Source organism: Bacteroides sp. OF04-15BH, assembly GCF_003477995.1.
In the GTDB taxonomy this organism is placed as follows: Bacteria; Bacteroidota; Bacteroidia; order Bacteroidales; family Bacteroidaceae; genus Paraprevotella.
Map to the genome: position 1 here is coordinate 1 of NZ_QUEM01000013.1, position 16,534 is coordinate 16,534.

The 16,534-nt window shown below is 50.5% G+C and carries 13 protein-coding genes; 9 read left to right on the forward strand and 4 right to left on the reverse strand.

All coding sequences use genetic code 11. The features are described from left to right. The 6 genes from DXA74_RS07445 to DXA74_RS07470 all read left to right on the forward strand — a co-directional run. Window positions 1-542: hypothetical protein (locus DXA74_RS07445; protein WP_233550478.1), on the forward strand; the 542-nt coding region annotated here is incomplete at its 5' end. Window positions 543-1,188: 646 nt separating this feature from the next. Continuing rightward, complete coding sequence (locus tag DXA74_RS07450; RefSeq protein ID WP_118526237.1) at window positions 1,189-1,875, forward strand: Crp/Fnr family transcriptional regulator; 687 nt, start codon at window positions 1,189-1,191, stop codon at window positions 1,873-1,875. Window positions 1,876-1,883: 8 nt separating this feature from the next. Then, window positions 1,884-3,950, forward strand: a complete 2,067-nt coding sequence (locus DXA74_RS07455; RefSeq protein WP_118526239.1) for a M3 family metallopeptidase — start codon at window positions 1,884-1,886, stop codon at window positions 3,948-3,950. 20 nt (window positions 3,951-3,970) lie between these two features. After that, a complete protein-coding gene (locus DXA74_RS07460; RefSeq protein WP_118526241.1) occupies window positions 3,971-4,423 on the forward strand; it encodes a dCMP deaminase family protein in 453 nt (150 codons plus the stop codon). A gap of 17 nt (window positions 4,424-4,440) precedes the next feature. Next, a complete protein-coding gene (locus tag DXA74_RS07465; RefSeq protein ID WP_118526243.1) occupies window positions 4,441-6,105 on the forward strand; it encodes a S41 family peptidase in 1,665 nt (554 codons plus the stop codon). 78 nt (window positions 6,106-6,183) lie between these two features. Beyond that, a complete protein-coding gene (locus DXA74_RS07470) occupies window positions 6,184-6,747 on the forward strand; it encodes a 5-formyltetrahydrofolate cyclo-ligase (protein WP_118526245.1) in 564 nt (187 codons plus the stop codon). Here DXA74_RS07470 and DXA74_RS07475 read toward each other — a convergent pair. Together DXA74_RS07475 and DXA74_RS07480 are read right to left on the reverse strand one after the other, a co-directional pair. After that, a complete protein-coding gene (locus tag DXA74_RS07475) occupies window positions 6,741-7,031 on the reverse strand; it encodes a DUF721 domain-containing protein (RefSeq protein WP_118526247.1) in 291 nt (96 codons plus the stop codon). The genes DXA74_RS07470 and DXA74_RS07475 overlap by 7 nt on opposite strands. After that, on the reverse strand, window positions 7,028-8,125 hold the full coding sequence (locus DXA74_RS07480) for a DNA replication/repair protein RecF (protein WP_118526249.1): 1,098 nt from the start codon (window positions 8,123-8,125) through the stop codon (window positions 7,028-7,030). Before DXA74_RS07480 ends, DXA74_RS07475 begins: the two co-directional genes overlap by 4 nt. 179 nt (window positions 8,126-8,304) lie before the next feature. Between DXA74_RS07480 and DXA74_RS07485 the strand changes: the two genes are divergently transcribed. The 3 genes from DXA74_RS07485 to DXA74_RS07495 all read left to right on the forward strand — a co-directional run bounded on the left by DXA74_RS07485 (window position 8,305) and on the right by DXA74_RS07495 (window position 13,119). Beyond that, complete coding sequence (locus DXA74_RS07485) at window positions 8,305-8,976, forward strand: tol-pal system YbgF family protein (RefSeq protein ID WP_118526251.1); 672 nt, start codon at window positions 8,305-8,307, stop codon at window positions 8,974-8,976. Between the two features lie 9 nt (window positions 8,977-8,985). Then, window positions 8,986-9,480 (forward strand): 6,7-dimethyl-8-ribityllumazine synthase, encoded by a 495-nt coding sequence (gene ribH, locus DXA74_RS07490; RefSeq protein WP_118526253.1) that lies wholly within the window; start codon window positions 8,986-8,988, stop codon window positions 9,478-9,480. Between the two features lie 288 nt (window positions 9,481-9,768). After that, complete coding sequence (locus DXA74_RS07495; RefSeq protein ID WP_118526255.1) at window positions 9,769-13,119, forward strand: IdeS/Mac family cysteine endopeptidase; 3,351 nt, start codon at window positions 9,769-9,771, stop codon at window positions 13,117-13,119. A gap of 294 nt (window positions 13,120-13,413) precedes the next feature. On the opposite strand, the gene DXA74_RS07500 is transcribed toward DXA74_RS07495, so the two are convergent. Together DXA74_RS07500 and DXA74_RS07505 are read right to left on the reverse strand one after the other, a co-directional pair. After that, window positions 13,414-14,088 carry an ABC transporter ATP-binding protein gene (locus DXA74_RS07500; RefSeq protein WP_118526257.1) on the reverse strand — a complete coding sequence of 225 codons (675 nt, stop codon included), beginning with the start codon at window positions 14,086-14,088 and terminating at the stop codon, window positions 13,414-13,416. 53 nt (window positions 14,089-14,141) lie between these two features. Then, entirely contained in the window at window positions 14,142-16,502 is a 2,361-nt protein-coding gene (locus tag DXA74_RS07505) for an ABC transporter permease (protein ID WP_118526259.1), read from the reverse strand. Window positions 16,503-16,534: the final 32 nt, after the last annotated feature.

Consider the following 16,534-nt stretch of genomic DNA (forward strand, 5'->3'; position numbering starts at 1 on the left):
TGCAGAACGACATCCACTTTATGAAGAAAAACATCTATTTCAGTGAAACACAAAATGGTAAGGATGTAAAATACAAAATCGTAGACATTAAATCCCTTGAGGTGGATAATGCTCTCCAGGATGGCAAGAAACGCATTTTCATCCTTATAGATGACGACCCTAAATTTCCATTTTTGGCAACTGAAGTTTTCAAGGGAAAACATGTCACTGGCTATATGGAACCATTTGCTTTTGACAATTCCACCCACAGCAGGTCGTTTACTGGTATATGGACAAATATTACCGTTTATTTAGACTGTAGGGCATATCACTATATGGTTGATAGCGGCAAGCATGTTTACTATTGGATGTTATTTGAGGATAAAAAAATTAATTCCAAAAGAGAAAAATACTCTCAAAAGAAACTGTTGAAAAAGATAAAGGATAAATTCAAGGACTATCCTGCCGTCGCTGAAGAAGTGGAAAAGAGAGGACTCACTGCTGAGCAAATCCACGAGGACCCTACCATTCTTCTTGAAATTCTTGACAAGAGTCTGCAATAATCTTTTGTCTTTTCCCCCATACCAATGCTTCCGTACTCCCGCAGTATGGAAGCATTTTTCAATTTATTCCTCCCCACAGGTTGGCGGTTCATTCTCTGTAGGTCTCAGATGTTCTTGTTACTACTCAGCCCCTAAAAATGAATTTCAAGTACTCATTTGACACAATAGCCTATTTTGTAGCATAAATATAGCCAAAATCATCAATATTTTGCGGATTTGACACATCCAAGGGGTGTTGAGTAGTTACGTATATGGCAGCAACTGAAAATAAAATCTAAAAAATGGATATGATTTTCATCAATCCACATAAATGTTGTACCTTTGTCACCGAAAAGAGTTGTTTGACAAGTAATGCAAACTTATGTATAATACAGAAGTTAAAACTATTACCAAGTCATTACCTCTATTGAGGTGAAACACTTGTAAATCGCTCATTTTTAGCTATTCGGCATATTTTAGCAGAATTTTTCGGAAAAAGAAAAACTGAACGACTATCAGCTGGAGGTGGGTGGCCAAACAGCCAAAAAGTACATTCAAAAATAGTTAAAGACATGAATAAAAGAAAAGTTATTCCCGAGGGATAACTTTTCTTTTGTTATCTTTGCGAAAATATAGTTTGTTAGGAATTAATTGGAGATTAGTTGTAATGGAAAATTCCATTTTTGAGACATTGCTTGAACTTCCCTTCTTTCAGGGTATGGGCCGGAGCGACATGATTCAGATAGTGAACAGCCTGCCGCTCCAGACGAAGAACATACCCACGGGACGCAACATCGTCATGCAAGACGAAAAGTGCCAGCATCTGATCTTCGTTCTGAAGGGAACGCTCCGTATCGTCACCCGGGCCGACCATCATCTTTTTACCGTGAGCGAGCGGATTCAGGGTCCGACCGTAATCCAGCCGGAAGCGCTTTTCGGCATCTATCCGCACTACCGAAGCACCTATCAGGCCCTGACCGAAGCCAGCATCATCAGTATTCCCAAACATGCGGCACTTCAAATCATCGCTTCCTACGATGTGTTCCGCCTGAATCTTCTTAATTATCTTTCCAGTATCATTTTCAAGAAGCAGCGACCGTGCTGGAACATTCTTCCGACGGAGTCTCTGGAGCAGAGAATCGTGCGCTTCATTTTGCAGCACATCCAGTATCCGGCCGGCGAAAAGAGCCTCACGGTGCGCATGGTTGATCTGGCCGACATCCTGAACGACACCCGCATCAATGTGTCGCAAAGCCTGAACCGGATGCAGAACGAAGGCAAACTGATGCTCAAGCGGAAGGAAATCATCATTCCCAGCATAGAAAAACTATCGGAATATAATGAATTGAAATAACATAATATATGACAAACGAAAAGAACCAGACACGCCACGAGAATCCGTTTTTCAACCAACCTTACGGAACTCCGCACAATACCGCTCCTTTTCATGAAATCAAACTGGAGCACTACGAACCGGCCATCCTCGAAGGTATCCGCCGCGAGAACGAAACCATCGACAAGATCATCAATAATCCGGAGGCCCCTACGTTCGACAACACCATCGCCTATACTACTCCCGACAATATGCTCTCACGCGTCACCGAGGTGTTCTTCAATCTGCTGAGCGCCGAAACCAACGACGCGATGGACGAGCTGGCACAGAAAATGTCGCCCATCCTGACCGAGCACGCCAACAATATCATGCTCAACGAGCAGTTGTTTGCCCGCGTCAAACAGGTGTATGAGAACCACGGTCCGCTCGATGCCGAGGAGCAGATGCTTTTGGACAAGATGTACGACGGATTCATCCGCAGCGGTGTGAACCTGAGCGCCGAGGATAAAGAGAAATTCCGTGCCCTGAGCAAGGAACTGAGCCAGCTCACACTCCAGTTCTCACAGAATCAGCTGAAGGAGACCAACAACTTCCAGCTGCATCTGACCGACGAACAGGATCTGAAGGGCCTGCCGGACAGCGCCATCGAGGCCGCCCGTCTGGCCGCCAAGGAAAAGAATCTGGAAGGATGGGTGTTTACCCTTCATGCTCCGAGCTACTCGCCGTTCATGACCTATGCCGACAACCGCAGTCTGCGTGAACAGATGTATCGTGCCGCAAACACCATCTGCACCAAGGACAACGAGTACAATAATCTGGAAATCGTGAAGCGCATTGTCAACCTGCGCCGCGAGAAAGCCCAGCTTCTGGGCTATCGCACCTATGCCGATTTCGTATTGAAACAGCGTATGGCCGAGACCAGCGAACAGGTTTACCGCCTGCTGAACGATCTTTTGGAAGCTTATCTGCCTACCGCAAAGGCAGAAGTGGCCGAGCTCATCGCCCTGGCCAAGAAACTCGAAGGCGACGATTTCGATTTCCGTCCGTGGGACTTCTCTTACTATTCCCACAAGCTGCGCATGGAGAAATACAACATCGACGCCGAGATGCTGCGCCCCTATCTGGAACTGGAGCAGGTGAAGAAAGGCGTATTCGGTCTGGCCACCCGCCTTTACGGCATTACTTTCCGTGAAAACAAGGACATTCCGGTATACCATCCCGATGTTCACGCCTACGAAGTGTTTGACGAGGACGGCAGTTTCCTGGCCGTGCTCTACACAGACTTCCATCCGCGCGAAGGCAAACGCAGCGGTGCCTGGATGACTTCATACAAGGAGCAATGGATCAGCAAGGAGGACGGAAACAGCCGTCCGCACGTATCGCTCACCATGAACTTCACGAAGCCCACCGAAGACAAGCCGGCTCTGCTCACCCTCGGCGAAGTGGAAACCTTCCTGCACGAGTTCGGTCATGCCCTGCACGGCATCTTTGCCAACACCCGTTTCGAAAGCCTGAGCGGAACCAACGTGTACTGGGATTTTGTGGAGCTTCCTTCACAGATCATGGAGAACTTCGCCATCGAGAAGGATTTCCTCAACACCTTTGCCCGCCACTATCAGACCGGCGAACCGATGCCCGACGAACTGATTGACCGTGTGGTGCGCAGCCGCAATTTCAATGTGGCCTATGCCTGCATCCGTCAGGTGAGCTTCGGCCTGCTCGACATGGCCTACTACACTCTGGACCATCCGTTCGAAGGCGATGTGATGGCCTTTGAGCGCGAAGCCTGGAAGCGCACAGTCCTGCTGCCTCAGGAGCCGGACACCTGCATGTCGGTACAGTTCGGCCACATCATGTCGGGCGGCTATGCCGCAGGCTATTACAGCTACAAGTGGGCCGAGGTACTGGATGCCGACGCGTTCTCCCTGTTCAAGCAGCACGGCATCTTCAGCCGCGAAATCGCCACCCGCTTCCGCAAGGAAATCCTGTCGAAGGGAGGTACCGAGCATCCGATGACGCTCTACCGCCGCTTCCGCGGTCAGGACCCGAGCATCGACGCCCTGCTCGAAAGAAACGGTATCAAGAAACAATCATAACCCAGAAACACATCCGACTTATGACATTGGAAGACAAACAAACGGAACTGGATCTGCGCTATCTGCGCATGGCGCACATCTGGGCGGAAAACAGCTATTGCAAGCGCCGTCAGGTAGGAGCACTGATCGTGAAAAACAAGATGATCATTTCCGACGGATACAATGGCACTCCATCGGGCTTCGAGAATGTATGCGAGGACGAAAACAACCAGACGTTTCCTTATGTGCTGCATGCCGAGGCCAATGCCATCACCAAAATAGCACGTTCGGGCAACAACAGCGAGAACGCCACACTTTACGTGACCGACGCCCCCTGCATCGAATGTTCCAAACTCATCATTCAGGCCGGCATCAAGCGCGTGATCTACTCGCGCAACTACCGCCTGGAAGACGGCATCAACCTGCTTCGCAAGGCCGGAGTAGAGGTGTGTTATCTGGAATTGCCCAGTGATTCAAAACCTAATGATAAATAACCAATAAGCTAAATCCCATGAGTAGAAATCGAAGTCCACGGCTTATGCCTCTTTTTCTGGCCTTAAGCCTTGTGGCAGGAATTCTGATCGGAACCTTCTATGCCAACCATTTCTCCGGAAACCGGTTGAGCATCATCAACACCGGCAGCAACAAGCTCAATGATTTGCTGCGCATTATCGACGAGCAGTATGTCGATACCGTCAACGTAAAGGATCTGGTGGAGTCGGCCATGCCGAAGATATTGTCTGAGCTCGACCCGCATTCGGCCTACATCAGTGCCCAGAATGCCGAAGAATCCATGGAGGATCTGAAGGGCAGTTTCTCGGGCATCGGTGTGATGTTCGTCATCCGCGAAGACACCATCCACATTATGAATGTCGTGAAGGGTGGTCCGTCCGAGAAAGTCGGTCTGATGGCCGGCGACCGCATCGTGAGCGTGGACGGCAAACCGTTTGTCGGCAAGGAAGTGACCGACGTCACCGCCAAGAAAACCCTGAAAGGCCCCAAGGGTTCGAAAGTGAAACTCGGCATCAAGCGTAACCACGAAAAGGAAACCCTGTATTTCGACATCGTGCGCGGCGACATCCCGCAACACAGTATTGATGCCGCCTATATGGTAACGCCGGACGTGGGCTACATCAAGGTACGCAGCTTCTCGGAAACCACTTATCCGGAGATGCTGGTGGCTCTGGCCCAGCTCAACCGCGAAGGCTTCAAGAACCTCATCATCGACCTGCGCGGCAATCAGGGCGGATACATGCACACCGCCATCCAGATGGCCAATGTGTTCCTGCCCAAGGACCAGCTCATCGTCTATACCGAAGGCCGCAAATCGCCGCGTGAGAATTATTTCAGCGACGGACAGGGCAATTTCCGCGATATTCCGCTGGTAGTTCTCGTAGACGAAGGATCGGCATCGGCCAGTGAAATCTTTGCCGGTGCCATTCAGGACAACGACCGCGGTCTGGTTATCGGACGCCGCTCGTTCGGAAAAGGTCTGGTTCAGTTGCCTATCGAGTTCAAGGACGGAAGTATTATCCGCCTCACCACGGCACGCTACTACACTCCGTCGGGCCGCTGCATCCAAAAGCCTTATGAGAAAGGCCACGGACAGGAATACGAAAACGACCTGCTGATGCGCTATGAGCGCGGTGAGTTCTTCTCACAGGACAGCATCAAGCAAAGCGGCGAGAAATACAAGACCCGCCTGGGACGCACCGTGTATGGCGGTGGCGGTATCATGCCGGACATCTTTGTTCCGGAAGATACAACCGACATCACCTTATATTATAAGGAAGCGGTTCTGAGCGGTCTGGTACGCCAGTTCTGTTTCAACTACTCCGATCAGCATCGTGAGGAAATCAACAAACTGGAAACAAACAGCGATATTGTGAAGTTCCTGGAAAAGAAGAACGTGATTGACCAGTTTGCCACTTACGCCTCTCAAAAGGGACTGCGCCGCCGCAACCTGATGATCCGCAGATCGCGCAAGCGCTTTGAAGAGGCTATCTACGGCACCATCATCTACAACTGCCGCGACATGGAAGCCTACATTGAATATCTCAATGAAAGCGATGCCACCATCAAGAAATCGCTGGAAGTATTCAAGAACGGTGATGCCAAACCTAAGGCACCGGCTCCAAAGGCAGCCAGCGCCCCACAAAAGAACAAGAAAAAATAAAAACTCATCCCTTCAGAAAGGCCCGGCCCACACTCTCGGCAGTGTGGCTCCGGGCCTTTTTAAAAATCTCCGTATCCCATGAACGAAAAACAGATATTAAGAAAAGAAATCAGAAGAAGAAAACAAAGCTGCCCGAAAGAGCAGCTTGAAGCATGGTCGCAGGCAGTATGCCGCCTGCTGGAGCAGACCGAAGTGTTTCAGAAAGCCCGAACCGTGTTGCTGTATTACGCCCTGCCCGACGAGGTGGACACGGCCTCACTGATCCGGAAATATGCCCACAGCAAACAGATTCTGCTGCCGGTGGTGTGCGGCGACGACCTGGTGGTGCGCCGGTATCAGAACGAAAACACCCTCTCGGCAGAGAATCCTTTCGGAATTCCGGAACCGGAGGGCGAAGATATGAATTTGAATGAAATAAAAATAGACCTGATTGTCGTGCCGGGCATGGCCTTTACGGCCGACGGCTGCCGTCTGGGGCGCGGCAAGGGATATTACGACCGCTTGCTGAGCCGTCCCGCACTGAAGGAGGTGCCCCGCATGGGCATCTGTTTCCCCTTCCAGCTGCTGCCGGAGCTGCCGGTCGAAGCACACGACATCCGGATGCACCGGATCGTGACTCTTCCCGAAGGGACGAATCAATAGAACACAATCTGCGTGATGACCTGTGCCCCGACCGCCTCGTTCAGCTGGCGCACCAGCTGGGCCCGGTTCATCATCAGATTCGATTTGAGCGAAGGCGATTTAAGCTGCACATAAAGCGTCTGGTTCTTCACAAAGATATTGCCGGTGTAATAAGAGATACCCTCTCCCATCACCTGCGGCCACGCCGACACGATGCGCCGCTCGTTGAGCGGAGTCTCCAGTCCCTCGCTGCGCAGGAACTGACGCAGCAGGTCGCCAAACATTTCGGATTTGTTGCGTCTCATCGGCTGATGTCTCCTTTCTGAACGTGAAACAAACGGTATTCCTGATCCATATTGCGGAGAATCTGATCCAGATGGTCGCGGTTGGTGTCGGTGATGAAGATCTGTCCGAAACAGTTCTCCGACACCAGACGCACAATCTGCTCCACGCGTGTGGCATCCAGTTTGTCGAAAATATCATCCAGCAACAGCAGCGGTGTGGTGCGGCTGCCCGTACGTTTCAGGAAATCGAACTGCGCCAGTTTCAGGGCAATCAGGAACGTCTTGTTCTGTCCCTGCGACCCTTCGCGCTTGATGGGAAAACCCGACAGCGTCATTTCCAGATCATCCTTATGCACTCCGTGCAGCGAATATCCCATGATGCGGTCTTTGGCGCGGTCACGCCGGATCACGTCGAGCAACGGTCCGCGCTGACAGTGCGACACATAGTGCAGCCCCACCTGCTCCTTATCCTGCGAAATGCGCGAATAAAAGCCCTGAAAAATCGGGACGAACTCATTGACATATTCCTGCCGGCGGGCATAGATATATTCCCCCTCGCGGGCCATGGCTTCCTCCCACAAGGACAGCAGTTCGGCATCCGGCTCCTCTTCCTGCTTGAGCAGCACATTGCGCTGCTGCAAGGCCTTGTTGTAGCGCACCAGGGCATCGAGATACGGACGGTCATACTGCGAAATCACCAGATCCATAAAGCGGCGGCGCTCCTCGCTTCCGCCCAGAATCAGGTCGGCATCCGAAGGCGACACCATTACCAGCGGAATCAGACCGATGTGTTCCGACAGTTTCTTGTATTCTTTCTGGTTGCGCTTGAAACGCTTCTTGGCCTTGCGCTTCATGCCGCAGAAAATCTCTTCCGGATCACCATCCTCACGCTCATAGAACCCATGAATCACGAACATGTCCTGGTCGTGTGTGATGTTCTGCGAATCCACCGAATTGACATAACTCTTGCAGAACGAAAGGAAATACACGGCATCGAGGATATTGGTTTTCCCCTCTCCGTTATGTCCGATAAAACAATTGATTTTGGGCGACAGCTCAATGTCTGCCTCACGTATGTTCTTATAATTGAGGATAGATATTCGTTTCAGTATCATGCCTGGAAATCATTAATCTTTGAATCATACAAAATTAGGTTTTATCAAGAATATCTGAAAATAATAAGCCATAAATTTTATAAAACGGGGGATTTTGTATAAATTTGCTTCGCCTTTGTCGCAAACGGTACAAAGCGCACTTTCAACCAAGGAAATAATAACAAAACAGTTCTATAAAAATGACAAACAAAACAACTCATGGTCATGATATGGACCATCACATCAAAAGCTCTGAGGCTTTGATCGACAAGTACAAGAAACCCGTAATGGCCGGACTGGCCGTTGTCGTTGTGGCTGTAGCCGGATTCTTCCTCTACAAGAGCTTCATTCTGGAACCAAAGAACCAGAAAGCCAACGAAGCCCTGTTCAAAGGCGAGCAGTATTTTGCCATGAACGACTACGAGAGAGCTCTGAAAGGTGACAGCACCGGTTACAAGGGATTCATCTACATTGCAGAAGAATACAGCTCAACCAAGGCCGGAAATCTGGCTCGCCTGTATGCCGGAATGAGCTATGCTCAGAGCGGTAACTATCAGGAGGCTGTGAAGTATCTGGAGTCATACGACAAGTGCGATGACGAAATGATCACTCCGGCTGCCGTAGGTGTTCTGGGTAACTGCTATGCTCAGCTCAACCAGTTGGACAAGGCTACCGAAACATTGCTGAAGGCAGCCGAAATGGCCGACAACAACACCCTGACTCCGATGTACCTGCAGCAGGCCGGTGAGATTTTCGAATCTCAGGGCAACACCGACAAGGCGCTGAACTGCTACAACGAAATCAAGAACAAATATCCACAGTCCATGCAGGCTGTAGAAATCGACAAATACATCGAACGTCTGAGCAAATAATCCGTAATTATGGCTACCAAGTTTCACAATCTGTCAGAGTATGATCTGAACTCTGTTCCTTCTGCTCAGGGCATGCGCTTCGGCATCGTGGTGAGCGAATGGAACAACAACATCACCGGAGCCCTGCTTCAGGGTGCCTATGACACACTGACCAAGCACGGTGCCCGCGAAGAAGACATCACCGTGATGACCGTTCCGGGCAGTTTCGAACTGGTATTCGGAGCCTCTCAGATGGTCAAGAGCGGCAAGATGGATGCCGTAATTGCCATCGGTTGTGTGGTACGCGGCGACACTCCGCACTTCGACTATATTTGCGAGGGCACCACTCAGGGACTGGCTTCACTGAACGAGCGCTTCGACGTGCCGGTAATCTACGGACTGCTTACCTGCAACAACATGGAGCAGGCACAGGACCGCGCCGGAGGCACTTTGGGCAACAAAGGTGACGAATGTGCCGTGACAGCCATCAAGATGGTGGATTACTACCGCAAGATTAAAGGATAAGGACTGAGTCCGAAAATCCCCATACGGAGCGTTGTAAAAAACGATCCCAATGATTTATCAAAACGTTCCTGATGATTGCTGAAAATCATCAGGAACGTTTTTTTTATGGGTTCAGACCTGCAGGAATCTCCCGATAAAACACATTCTGAAGCAAAAACAAATAAAACCACTTTTTGTTAGTATCCGAATTATAACCACAAATGAGCCGAACCTCACTTGCAAGTATTGAAAGAATAGACTAATTTTGCTGCCTTAACAAGAATAGAATATACTATCAATCATTGATTTATGAAAAAGAACCTATTTTTGCTTTCCCTGCTGGCCGTCTCCGGACTGGAGGCTTATCCCATTCAGGGAATGCAGCAAGTGCCGACTCTTCATGCCGGCACAAGCCGGACCACAAATCCGACAATATCCCGACAGCAGCAAATTCCGGCAGCAACCGGACAAGTTACCTTCTACAGCAATGGCGGCAGCGGCAGCATGGAGCCGTTGACAGGACTTGCAGAGGGACAGGAATTCCAGCTCCCGAAAAATACCTTTACCCGTCAGGGCTATCGCTTTGTTGGCTGGAGCAATACGGCGGGCAGTGACGAACCGATGTATCAGGATGCTTTTCCACGGTTCACTTACTACTCGTCTAACTCTACGCTGTATGCCATCTGGGAGCCGGAAGCCACAGCCTTACGGATTTCCTTCAATGGCAACGGAGGCGAAGGAAGCATGGAACCGATCTACGTGCGTGCCAACCAGACCATCATCGTACCGCCGCACCAGTTCACAACTGCCGACAAAGGATATGAGTGCAAAGGATATGGCCTTTCGCCCGATGACTATGCCCGGTACCGGATTGGCGGTACCGCCAGGTTCACCAGTTCCTGCACTCTGTATGCCTTCTGGTCGCCTCTGGACGGCTCTATCGGAGGAGCCTGTGAGGAGTTCAAGGGACAGAGTGTTTTTGTGGAGGGCGTTCACGTGCCCGATGAGGACTGGGTACAGACAAGTACAAACCCTGTGAAATATTTCGCTGAATGGAAAGCCGGAAGAGGCTGGTATGATGTAGACCAGGACTGGCTGAATTTCTGTTGGGCCGCAACAGGCTCCAATGTAATTCACTGGTGGCTGGACCGCAACAAAAAATATATTCAGGAATACAGAAAGACACACGATGTTCCCGAATTCAAGTACTACGGCAAGGGAGTTTCGGATGTGTTCAGACACTTTGTGAGAAACTGGGTGGAAAACAAAGGTGATCTTCCCACTCGCGGATTCGACTGGTTTATCAACGGAATAGATGATGGCGTTCAGGCATCCGCAAAAGGAAAAGGCGGATTTTTCAAAGATGTATTTGGCAATAACTCACTGGCCGTCACTTACAACCCGATGAGCCGGCGCACGTTCAACGAATGTGTGGTTGACGCTCTGAAAAACAACCGCATGCTTTCCATCGACGAAAGTAACATATCGGGAAGTCATGCCATTACCTTTTGGGGAGCCGAATTTGATGAAAATGGCTATGTCAAAGCCTTATACTATGTAGACTCTGCGACAGCCTGGAACAACTCGCTTCTGGGAAGAGATCTCTCTTTGGGTAAAATTGATGTGATATACCGCAAAGACCAGAACTGGCGCCCATATATGCAGACTTCCGTACTGATTAATGGAGAAGTCCAGCATGGTCTGATTCCAATTGTAACCGTTTACAGTTACGATAAGGGTACTGAATACTGGGAGGAATATTTTGCGACACAAGGTCAGGAAAGCTATACTCTCGTATGTCAGGACGAGAACGGAAAAACCTTCCAGTCACAAACCCTAAAAGCAGAGCCCGGAGCAGCAATCACACTGCCGGCATTCCCCTTCCGGAAAGTGACCAAGGCGATGGCCGGAGATCAGGAACTGACCATCAGCAGTGAAGGAACAGTCAGCACGGCAGAAGCATCCGGCAAGGAGATCACATTGCAGTATGCAGATAACCTGCCTTTTGAAACCACCACCGTCAGCAACGGCAATTTCACGGATGCACACTGGTATCTGATGGGCAGCAACGGCAGCGGTGCGCTGAAACTGATGCAATATGACGCGCAAAACCAGGAGCATATCCAGGTCACAACCCTCACCGAAGGTCATCTTCTGGACGAAAGCAAGCTGTGGTGCATCAGCGGAAACGTGACCGACGGATTCAAACTGTATAACAAGGCTGCCGGAAGTTCTCTGGCCGTAACCTATACTCAGGAGGACGGGAAAGCAGCGATGAGCAGTCCCGAAAATGACATGGTCGTATGGTCTGTCGCAACTGCATCCGGACAGGAAGACGATCAGATGTTCTGCTTTCAAAGCAAAAATATCAACTACGGAAAGACATTCCTCTGCGTAGCCAATCAGGAAGTAACTTTCGGAACGGCAAAGGAATCTGTTACCGCCCTGAAAGCCATGAACCCAACAGACGTTCTGAGTCTGACCGCACCGGATTTTGAAAACAGACTTCAAAGTATTCCAAACGGTGCTGTAGGCGAACCGGCAGACCGAAACGCCGTGAAACAGGCTATCGAAGCGCTGAAAAGCAATCCTACCCCAGCCAATTATCAAGCTGTATGTGATGCCTTCGAGAACAAAACTGCGCTGAACCTGCATAAAGTCTACTATCTGTTAGGAACTGATGCACAAAGTGCCGTAGCAGCGCAGCAGGACGGTTTCTTCCAGGCAACAAGCCCCGCAGCAGCCAAGGCGAATGGCATCTTCCTTCTGGAACCGGCAGCAAACGGAGCTTACCGCATTTCCGTGCAGGGAGAGTATCTGGGAGCAGCCAAGAGCAACAATCAGAACAACGCATTCGGTCTGGAAGGCCGAAGCCTGAACGGCAGCAAGATCAAACAGGGAACATTTGCCCTGATTGACGGAGGAAGTGCCCGCTTCTATCTGCAAAATACGAATACCGAAGCCGGTGGCAACTCCTACGTGCATCTGAACGGACAGACCGTATCGGCCTGTGGCGACCGTGTGGACGGTACCCAATGGTATCTGGTTGAAGCACCAGCTTTGGACATTACCATCACCGAAGCCGGATATGCCACAGCTCATTATCCGTTTGCCGTAAAATTGCCGCAGGACGGCAGTCTGAAAGCCTACACCGGAAGTGTGAGCAACAAGGGCGAAGACCATCAGTTGCTTCTGGAAGAACTTCCGGGCGAATGGATCCCGGCCAATACGGCTGTGATTCTGGCAGGAAAAGCCAACACCTATACTCTGACCATTTCCGCTACGGACGAAGGTAGCGCAACAAACAGCAACAATGTACTGGAGGGTACCTTACTGCCGAAAGCCGTTACCGCCAAAGACTATATTCTGGGCAACAAAAACGGAGTTATCGGATTCTACAAGGTGGCAGCCAACGATCTGAATCTGGGAGCAAACAAGGCTTATCTGCCGGGAATGAATATTCCGGCATCAGCCGAAGGAGCCGGCAGATTCATCATCTCCTTCCGGGAAGACGGTGACGGCACTACGGGAATCGAATCCGACATCGTAACCGATAACGCGCCGGAGGAACTTTACGACCTGCAAGGCCGCCGTGTGCTGCACCCAACCGAAGGGGTTTATGTAACCAAGAGCGGAAAGAAAGTATTGATTTCCCGATAAGAAGAAAGTTGCCTCCCACTCAAGACCGAGTTGGATGCAACTCCCAACATTTAAAGTTTGCAGTTAAAGATACAGACTGCACGGAAAAGCCTTCAGTCTGTAAACAGAAGACCGGAAAAGAATCATATGCTTACTCTGCGCGGAGTAAAGACATGATTCTTTTCCGGTCTTTTTAATGAGGTATGAGCCCCCGGCTCCAGGTTTCTCTTTTTCCGGACCTGAGCCGGGGCATACCTCATCTTTTTATTAACCCTTTATGATTGCATCGCTTCTGAAGCGGAACGAAGCGGATAATTACAGTTCCAGTTCGGTAACCACCTCACCATCGAACAGATTGATGATGCGCTCGGCATAACCGGCATCGTGCTGCGAGTGGGTCACCATAACGATGGTTGTACCGTCGCGGTGCAGTTCGCTGAGCAGCTGCATCACCTCCTTTCCGTTCTTGGAATCCAGGTTACCGGTAGGCTCATCGGCCAGAATCAGCTGCGGTCCGGCTACCACGGCACGGGCTATGGCCACACGCTGCTGCTGACCGCCGGAAAGCTGTCCCGGGAAATGCTTGGCACGGTGGGCAATGGCCATGCGATCCATCACCTCCTGCACCTTTTGCTTGCGCTCGGCAGCCGGCACTCCCATGTAGAGCAACGGCAATTCGATATTCTCATACACATTCAGCTCATCAATCAGATTGAAGCTTTGGAACACAAAGCCGATGACTCCCTTACGCAAACGGGTGCGCTGTGCCTCGGTGTACTTCGATACCTCTACCCCATCCAGATAGTAAGTTCCATCGGTAGGATTGTCCAGCAGTCCCAATATATTCAGCAGGGTAGATTTGCCGCAACCGGACGGACCCATAATGGCCACAAACTCCCCTTTCTTGACTTCAATATTCACCTTGTTCAAAGCCCAGGTTTCCACCTCTTCTGTGCGGAACACCTTCTGTAAATTTTCTGTCTTAATCATTTTATTCGTATTTATAAGGTTATTGTATATTATCTGTATCTCTCAGGATTCATTTATTCTGTTTTCAGAGAACGCACCACATCATTTCTCAGAAGCACGCATGCCTGCACGCCTACAATCAGGAAAGACAGGCCCAACAGCACTCCCAACGGAAGGAGCAGATCGAATGCCGACAAGGATACCCGATAGGCAAACTGTTGCAACCATCGTGTCACAGCCCAGGCGGCCAAAGGAATGCCGACCAGATAAGCACCCAGCGCATACATCAGGAACGGCTTGAGCAGTAACCAGAGTATTTGCCGCTTCCCGGCTCCGTAGACTTTCCGGATGGCCATCTCACGCACGCGCTGCCGCATGGCATACCACGAGATGCCGAAAATACCGAATGCGGTGAGCAACAGGGCTATGCTCGCATACACCGTCAGAATGCGGAAGAAGGAAAGGAAACGCATGTTCCGTTGCAGAAAATCCCGGTGCATATCGGTGTACTGGAAGGGAGTGTGGTACATCTCCTCCCACACCGTGGCAATCTGCCTCAGGGTTTCTTCACGATGTTCCGGCGCCAGACGAATCTGCATACAGGTGGCCTGAGCCAGTTCCTGATCCGGCTGCTGCAAATAAATCACAGCCGGCGAAATTTCATGTTCCAGAGAGTTGACCGGAAAGTCCGGCACCACTCCGGCCAATACATATAAGGAATCGGCTTTCGCATCAAACTCCCGCAAAGCATGTCCTATCGGGGAAATTCCGGGCGGAACCAGAGTACGCACATAACTTTCGTTGACCAAAGCCGGATGCGCATAATTCTGTTCGATCTGCTGCAAGGTTGTTCCCGTGAGCAGACGCAGATTCAGAATGTCAAGCAATGTGGTGTCACTGTAGAACTTCAGCAGGAAAGCAGACTGGGTGGTACCATCCGGCTTCGGAAGTTCCAGCATGCTCATCAGCGCATTCAGGACCCGCCCTCCTGACACGGTGGCGGTAATCACACCGGGCACTTTGCGGAGCAGTTCCTCACGAAATGGAGCTACGGGCGGAGTTTCCCAGTCGCCAAACTCTATCCGGCCTTCATAGCAGGAGGCACGCTCCAGAATCTGTTTCTGTTGCCGGGCCGCTACGCCGGTAGCCAATACCAGTCCGCCGGTAACCGCAAACTGAAGCAGGACGAGCACAGACAGGAAACGACGTTTCTGTCTGCTGCCAAAAGCTGCCCGATAATCGGAGTAACTCAGGCGAATCAGGCGACGGCTGGCATACCACGACGGCACCAAAGACAGAATGAGAAACACCAGAAACAGCAAAGGCAGGATTTGTCCGCTGAAGAAGAAGGACATCTGCAGGCGTGAGCCCAAAATGGAATTGAACAGCGGCAACACATCGTGAATCAGCAACAAGGAAAGCAGGAAAGAAAGCAACACGGTAAGGAAAACATCACCAAACAGTTGCATGCGAATTTCCTGAATGGTTCCTCCCATCAGTTTCTCCACGTGAATCATTTTCAGTTGCTGCCACAAACGGCTCAGATTCATATTTACATAATTGCAACATGCCACGAACAGCACCAGCAAGGCAGCCAACAGTCCCACGTAAAGCAGCTGCACCGGACTCTGTTGCAAAAACGGCAAAGGTTGCTGATTACTGCCTTCCGGTTGTACGAAATAGAGTTCCGACAAGGGTTCCACGTAATATTGCGTGTCACCGGGTTTCATCGTAGCAATCCCCTCATTCTGGCGGATAGCACGCTGCACCTGCTCCGGGTCTGTCCCTTTCCGGAGTTTCAGGAAAGGAACTCCTCCCCAAAAGTCCGGTCCCAGCCCCGTAAGTAAATCCATTTTCAGAAAAGCCTGAGGCTGCTCCTCCCATACGGCTGCTACTTCATAAATACGGGTTTCCGCACTTGCCGTAATCCGCATCTCCTGTCCCAACGGGTTCTCATCTCCCCAAAGACGTTCCGCCACTCTGCGACTCACGGCAATCTTACCGGGAGCCGTCAGCACCTGTTTCAGGTCCCCGGCAATCAGTCGCGGCGGAAAGAAATCCATCAAAGTCGAGTCGGCACCTATCAGACATAAATCGGTGTAATCCTGTTTACTCACCCGCACCAGCGGCTGATCATAAGTTTGAAGACGCAAAAAGCTTTCCACTCCGGGCACCTCTTTCTGAATCTGGGGCGGTACATCGCCCAAAGCAAAAGTAACCTTCTGCCCTTCCTCAAAGAAATTATCCTGCCGCAAAGCAAAGATACGGTCTTTATCGGGATTATTCTGCTCAATGAAGTAATCATGCACAAAATAAGTAAGCAACAAATTGGTGCATGCCAACCCCACAGAAAGACTGATCACAGCCACAGCAAAGAAAAGTTTGTTGCGCCACCAGCCGCGCAGAATCAGTTTGAGTGTAAATAGAAAATTCATTCTCTGCATAACTTATCTGGATTGATTGTTCT